5 protein-coding genes are annotated in these 6509 nt (G+C 69.0%); 2 read left to right on the top strand and 3 right to left on the bottom strand.

Annotated elements, in window-relative coordinates:
• Positions 1–295 precede the first annotated feature (295 nt).
• Entirely contained in the window at positions 296–2377 is a 2082-nt protein-coding gene (gene fusA / locus ACO1BU_RS28475; protein WP_424139347.1) for an elongation factor G, read from the bottom strand.
• Between the two features lie 427 nt (positions 2378–2804).
• On the opposite strand from fusA, the gene ACO1BU_RS28470 reads away from it, so the two are divergent.
• Both ACO1BU_RS28470 and ACO1BU_RS28465 read left to right on the top strand, forming a co-directional pair.
• On the top strand, positions 2805–4118 hold the full coding sequence (locus ACO1BU_RS28470) for a DUF1800 domain-containing protein (RefSeq protein WP_424139346.1): 1314 nt from the start codon (positions 2805–2807) through the stop codon (positions 4116–4118).
• Positions 4115–5305, top strand: a complete 1191-nt coding sequence (locus tag ACO1BU_RS28465; RefSeq protein WP_424139345.1) for a DUF1501 domain-containing protein — start codon at positions 4115–4117, stop codon at positions 5303–5305. Before ACO1BU_RS28470 ends, ACO1BU_RS28465 begins: the two co-directional genes overlap by 4 nt.
• Before the next feature lie 41 nt (positions 5306–5346).
• On the opposite strand, the gene dksA is transcribed toward ACO1BU_RS28465, so the two are convergent.
• Together dksA and ACO1BU_RS28455 are read right to left on the bottom strand one after the other, a co-directional pair.
• The gene (dksA, locus tag ACO1BU_RS28460; RefSeq protein ID WP_424139344.1) at positions 5347–5763 is read right to left on the bottom strand and encodes an RNA polymerase-binding protein DksA; all 417 of its coding nucleotides are present in this window, start codon (positions 5761–5763) and stop codon (positions 5347–5349) included.
• 204 nt (positions 5764–5967) lie between these two features.
• Positions 5968–6378 carry a flagellar assembly protein FliX gene (locus ACO1BU_RS28455; RefSeq protein WP_424139343.1) on the bottom strand — a complete coding sequence of 137 codons (411 nt, stop codon included), beginning with the start codon at positions 6376–6378 and terminating at the stop codon, positions 5968–5970.
• Positions 6379–6509: the final 131 nt, after the last annotated feature.

Here is a 6509-nt window from a genome sequence, read left to right as displayed (position 1 = left end):
ATCGCGCGACGCTCAAATTCACCGAGCACGGCATCGAAAGCCTCAAGGAACTCTGCCTCGACCAGAAGCGGTGAGCGCGGTCAGCACGTCTGCGCTCGATAGCCCGCGGCCCCGGCCGGATGGATACGCGTGAAACGCCGCCAGCCCGTGATGACGGGCCCATAAACGCGAACGACGCGGGCGATGGTCTCGCCCGCGTCATCGCAACCAACTCATTCCCGGGCGCGGCACCGGTCGTCAGTGCCGCCCTCCAGAGTTTCGGTGCGGCCCCGCATCCAGCGGAGCCGCGTCGAGATCAGGCCGAAGCCTTCATGATCTCTTCCGCCACGTTGCGCGGCACCGGATCGTAGTGGTGGAACTGCATGGAGAAGGACGCACGGCCCTTCGTCATGCCACGCAGGTTAGAGATGTAGCCGAACATCTCCTTCAGCGGGACATGAGCCCGGATGATCACCGAGGTCGAGGCCATGTCCTGGGACTGGATCACGCCGCGGCGGCGGTTCAGGTCGCCCACCACGTCACCAACATGGTCGGAGGGGGTGGTCACCTCCACGTCCATGATCGGCTCGAGGATGACCGGGTTGGCCTTCTTCATGCCCTCGCGGAAGCAGGCCTTGGCGGCGATTTCGAACGCGAGCGCGCTCGAGTCGACGTCATGGTACTTGCCGTCCACCAGGCTGTACTTGAAGTCCACCGTCGGGAAGCCGGCGAGCACGCCCGTATCGGCCTGGACCTTGATGCCCTTCTCGACCGCCGGGATGTACTCCTTCGGCACCGAACCGCCGACGACGGCGTTCACGAACTCGATGCCCGTGTTCCGCTCCTTCGGCTCGAAAGTGATCTTCACCTCGGCGTACTGGCCCGAGCCACCCGACTGCTTCTTGTGGGTGTAGGTCTCGGTGTGCGTCTTGGTGATCGTCTCGCGATAGGCAACCTGCGGGGCGCCGATATTGGCGTCCACGCCGTATTCGCGCTTCAGGCGATCGATAATGATCTCGAGATGCAGCTCGCCCATGCCGGACAGGATGGTCTGGCCGGTCTCCTGGTCGGTGCGCAGGCGGAGCGAGGGGTCCTCGCCGGCCAGCTTTTGCAGCCCGAGGGTCATCTTCTCGATGCCCTCCTTGGTCTTCGGCTCGACGGAGATGTCGATCACGGGGACCGGGAAGGCCATGCGCTCGAGCACCACGGGGTCCTCGTTGGAGGCCAGCGTGTCACCCGTGCCGGTGTCTTTCAGGCCCACGAAGGCCGCGATGTCACCGGCGGTGACTTCCTTGATCTCCTCGCGCTTATCGGCATGCATCTGGAACATGCGGCCGACGCGCTCCTTGTGGCCCTTGGTCGTGTTCAGGACCTGGTCGCCGGTCTTGAGCACGCCGCGGTACACGCGGACGAAGGTCAGGTTGCCGTATTTGTCGTTGATGATCTTGAAGGCGAGGCCGGCGAAAGGGGCGTTCTCGTCGGCGGGGATCACGCGGCGGTCGGCCGTCTCGTCCTCACCCTCCTCCGGAGCCACCTTGATGCCCTCGATGTCCACCGGGGACGGCAGGTAGTCGATCACGCCATCGAGCAGGGGCTGCACGCCCTTGTTCTTGAAGGCGGAGCCGCAGAAGACCGGGCGGAACTCGCCGGAGATCGTGCCCTTCTTAATGGCGCGCTTCAGGGTCGCGACGGAGACGTCGCCCTTGTCGAAATACTCTTCCATCGCCGCGTCATCGGCGCCGAGCACGGCGTCGAGCAGGATCTGGCGGTACTCGGCGGCCTTATCCTTCAGGTCCTCGGGGATCGGGGCCTCATGGTACTTGGCGCCCAGCTCGTCGCCTTCCCAAATCAGGGCCTTCATCTCGACCAGGTCGATGATGCCCTTGAGGCTGTCCTCGATGCCGATCGGCAGCTGCAGGGCAACCCAGTTGATGCCGAGCTTCTCGGTCAGGGTTGCCGCAGCGCGGTAGAAGTCCGCGCCCGTACGGTCGAGCTTGTTGATGAAGATGATGCGGGGAACGTTGTAGCGGTCCGCCAGGCGCCAGTTCGTCTCGGACTGCGGCTGCACGCCGGCCACGCCCTCGATGATGAAGACGGCGCCGTCGAGCACGCGCAGCGAACGGTTCACCTCGATGTTGAAGTCGATGTGGCCCGGGGTGTCGATGACGTTGATCCGGTGGTCCTTCCACTCGGCGGTCACGGCAGCCGAGGTGATCGTGATGCCACGCTCACGCTCCTGCTCCATGTAATCCGTCGTGGTGTTGCCCTCATGGACCTCACCGATCTTATGGGACTTGCCGGTGTAGTAGAGGATACGCTCCGTCGTCGTCGTCTTCCCCGCGTCGATATGCGCGGTGATGCCGATGTTGCGGATACGCTCTAGGGGGGTGCGCGCCACGTGGGCCTCCGTCCGTCGCGCCCCCCGCCTGTTCGGAGGGGTTGCGCGGTTGTCTGCCGCGGCCCCTCCTTGAATCGGGGGCCGCGATATGGGTCTGCGGCAGCGCCGCGAATGGTGCGGCCAGGCCGCGGGGTCGCTCGGCGGTAGGCCGCCGTGTGGCCGCGCGGCGGGGCGGGCTGGATGCGGCTAAGCGGGCCACCGGCGACCTCATCGCCCTGCCCGCGTCCGCAACCCGCCTGCCCTGGTGCCGCCGGGCGCCGCTGCCGCGCCCCTGCTGCGGCCGCACATGTGCTCTGCCGCACGGCAATTTGCAAGCATTCCTGCACGCTTTCCCGCATGGGCGGGCTGCCGTTGCGGCCATCAGGTCACGATTCCGTGGCGGGAAGCGTTGAATTACGGGGCCCGGGCAGTGCTACCCTGTCGACTGATGAATTCCGCCGGCCATGTTGCGGCGCTTCGCTTCGGCCTGGGCCCGCGCCCAGAATCCCCCTGTCCGCCGGGGGATGCCGTCGGCTGGCTGCTCGCCCAATTGGATGCCCCGCCAGACCAGGCCCTTCCGCCCCGGGACTGGGAGGCGGACCCGACACTGGCGGATGGCCTCGCCCTGGTGGAACTGGACCGGCGCCAGCCGGTGCCGCCGGGAACACCCAACCGCCAGGCCGTGCTCTACCGGCTGGAGGCGGAGGCCTATCTCGCCCGCCTGATCACCACGCCCACCCCTTTCCGGGAACGGTTAGTGGCCTTCTGGGCCAACCACTTCACCGTCAGTCGGCGAGAGGGCTCGGTCGCCGCCCTGGTGGGCGACTATGTCCGGCAGGCAATCCGGCCTCATGTGACCGGAAGCTTTGCCACACTGCTCAAGGCCGCGGTGCGGCATCCGGCCATGCTGCAATACCTGAATCAGGTGGCCTCGGTCGGGCCGGACAGTCCCTTCGGCAAGCGCAGCGGGCGCGGGCTGAACGAGAATCTCGGGCGGGAGGTGCTGGAACTGCACACCGTCTCCCCCGCCGCCGGGTACAGCCAGCGCGACGTGACGGAGTTCGCGAAGCTCCTGACCGGTCTCGCCGTGGCACGGAACCGGCCGCCCTTCGGCACGGTGTTCCGCGTGAACATGCACCAGCCCGGCGCCAAGACGATCATGGGCAAGCCCTTCGGCGCCGGGCCGAACTCGGTGGACGCGGCGCTGGACTGGCTGGCGGCGCACCCGGCCACCCACCGCCATCTCGCCTCCAAGCTGGCCCGTCACTTCGTGGCCGATGATCCGCCGCCTGCGGTGGTGGACCGCCTCTACGATGTGCTGCGAGACACCGGAGGCGACCTGGGCGAGGTGACACGGGCGATCGTGGCGCTGCCGGAGGCCTGGGATCCGCCACTGACCAAGCTGCGCGACCCCATGGAACTGATCGTGGCCGCGTTCCGTGCGATGGGCGCGGGACCGGAGGTGGCGGAGATGGCCTATGGCAGCCTGGCGGCCCTGGGCCAGCCGCTCTGGCAGGCAACAGGGCCGAATGGCTGGGCGGATACGGCCTCCGCCTGGATTCATCCCGAGGGAATGATGATGCGCCTGGACCGGATGCACGCCATCAGCGGCCGCTTCTCCCGGCGGGACGCAGCTGAGACGCTCGATCTCACCCTCGGCCCGCTCGCCTCCGAGTCTACGCGGCAGGCGGTGCTGCGGGCCGGATCGAATCGCGAGGCGCTGACCCTTCTCCTCGGCAGCCCGGAGTTCCAGCGGCGATGAGGTGGCATCTTCCCTTTATAGGGCGCCGCAACCTGCTCCTTGGCCTCTCCGCCGGTGCGGCCCTGGGCCGGGCGCGGCTCGCGCTCGGCGCGGGGCCGGCCGGCGACGCGCGCCTGGTTGTGGTGCTGCTGCGCGGGGCGCTGGATGGGCTGGCGGCTGTCCAGCCCTATGGCGATCCGGCGCTGGCCGATCTGCGCGGGCCGCTGGCGCTGCCGGAGCCCGGGCGGGAGGGCGGGGTGCTGGACCTCGGCGGCTTCTTCGGCCTGCATCCCCGGCTGGAGAAACTCCACGCCCTGTTCGGCGCGGGAGAGCTGCTGCCCATCCATGCCGCCTGCGGTCCCACCCGGTCGCGGAGCCATTTCGAGGCGCAGGACCTGATGGAGAGCGGCGCCGAGCAGCGCCTGGCGTCCGGCTGGCTGAACCGCGCCCTGGCCGGGCTGCCCGGGCATGACACTGAGGGAAACCGAGCCGCCTTCGCGGTCGGGTCAGACCTTCCGCTGATCCTGCGGGGCGCGGAGCCGGTCGGGATGTATGCCCCGGCCCGACTCGAACGGCCCTCGCCGGAGCTCTATGCGCGGCTGCTGGAACTGAACCACGCCGACCCCCTCACAGGCCCGGCGCTTACGGAGGGGATGCGGGCGCGTGGCTTCACCGCCGGGGTGGTGCCTCCGCGAGAGCAGCGCGGCGGATTCGTGGAGCTGGCCGCGGCCGCCGGGCGCCTCATGGCCGCGCCGGGCGGCCCACGGGTTGCGGCGCTGGAACTGGGCGGCTGGGACACGCATCAGGCACAGCAGGCGCGGCTGCGCCGGGTGCTGACGCAACTCGACGATGGCCTCGAGGCATTGCGGGAACGGCTCGGCCAAGCCTGGGCGCGCACAGCGGTGCTGGTGATGACGGAATTCGGCCGCACCGCCCGGGTGAATGGCAGCGAGGGCACGGATCACGGCACGGGCAGCGCTGCCTTCCTGCTCGGCGGCGCTGTGGCGGGCGGGCGGGTGCTGGCTGATTGGCCGGGGCTGGGTCCGGGCAGGCTCTACGAAAATCGCGACCTGATGCCGACCCTGGACCTGCGCGCGGTGGCCAAGGGCCTACTCCGCGAGCATCTGGGATTGCCGGAGACGGCGGTCGCGGCGGCCTTCCCGGGCAGCCAGGGAGTCACGCCGCATCGAGGTCTGCTCCGGGCCTGATACGGGGGCCATACTTGGGGGGCCTCCCAGCCCCCCAGCCCTCAGTCGTCGCGGTGCACGCGCTCCATGCGCTCGTGGCGCTCCTGCGCTTCGATCGACAAGGTCGCGATCGGGCGGGCCTCCAGCCGGCGCAGGCCGATCGGCTCGCCGGTCTCCTCGCAATAACCGTAGGTCCCGTTCTCCACGCGCTCCAGCGCCTGGTCGATCTTGGCGATCAGCTTGCGTGCCCGGTCCCGCGTCCGCAGTTCCAGCGCCCGGTCCGTCTCAACGCTTGCCCGGTCGGTCAGGTCGGCTTCCACGATTCCGCCCTGGCCCATTGAGTTAAGAGTCTCGCCCGCCTCGCGCAGAAGTTCCTGGCGCCACCGCAGCAGCTTCTGCCTGAAATAGGCAAGCTGGCGGGGGTTCATGAAGGCCTCGTCATCCGACGGTTTATAATCCGGCGGCAGGGTGATGAGCATGGCTTGCATCCCGATGGCCTGTCCCGACCCCCCGGTCCCCCCGGCCGGTCGGCAGCCGCGTATAGCGATGGCAATGGGCGCAAAACAAGGGGACTCCCCCCGCAGGGCCCTGAAACCAACCGTCTTTCACGTTCATGCAACCCGAATGCCACGTTAATGCCTGCTTGACGGGTCCTGCGGATGCAGGGCCAGGCCGGGGCCGGATCATTCCTGGCCTGAGGCGAAGCGGTGCCGGGCGAGTTCCACGCGGGCGCGAAGCGCGATTCCGGCCAGCGCATCCGCCAGGACAGGATCGGCCGGCGACTCGCCCTCAGCCAGTCGCGCCAGCCTCTCCAACCCCGCAGGATCGGTCCCGCCACATAGCAACCCGGCCTGAAGGGCGGAAAGTTCCTTCAGCAGGTCCTGGGCCCGCGCCGCGCCGCGGCGGTCGCGGGAGGCGGCGTCATCCGCCTCCTGAACGGCCAGCAGTCCGAGCGGCGCCGCGCCGAGGACGGCAGGGCTGCCCGATGCCTCCCGCGCCGCCTCCGGCAGGCGAAAGCCGCCGCCCCGGGTAGCGCGGCCCGGGCCAAGCTGTGCCGCGCGGCCAATTCCACCGATTCCCGCCATCCCCGCCATACTGGCCTCCCGTCACTGCACCATCCTGCCCTGTCCTGGGCGAAAGCCGCCCCTTCCCGGCAGATCCTGCCGCTCCATCCCCGTCCAGCCCTGGCACGGGCGTTGCGGCCGAGAGGGGCAGCCTTGGTGGA

Origin of the sequence: Roseomonas chloroacetimidivorans (assembly GCF_049629625.1) — a bacterium.
Classification (GTDB): domain Bacteria; phylum Pseudomonadota; class Alphaproteobacteria; order Acetobacterales; family Acetobacteraceae; genus Roseomonas; species Roseomonas chloroacetimidivorans.
This window is presented reverse-complemented; position numbering and strand designations above follow the sequence as displayed.

Coding starts and splice junctions, on each gene's coding strand:
- dksA (WP_424139344.1), bottom strand. CDS start 5,763: ATGCTCATCACCCTGCCGCCGGATTATAAACCGTCGGATGACGAGGCC.
- ACO1BU_RS28465 (WP_424139345.1), top strand. CDS start 4,115: ATGAGGTGGCATCTTCCCTTTATAGGGCGCCGCAACCTGCTCCTTGGC.
- ACO1BU_RS28470 (WP_424139346.1), top strand. CDS start 2,805: ATGAATTCCGCCGGCCATGTTGCGGCGCTTCGCTTCGGCCTGGGCCCG.
- ACO1BU_RS28455 (WP_424139343.1), bottom strand. CDS start 6,378: ATGGCGGGGATGGCGGGAATCGGTGGAATTGGCCGCGCGGCACAGCTT.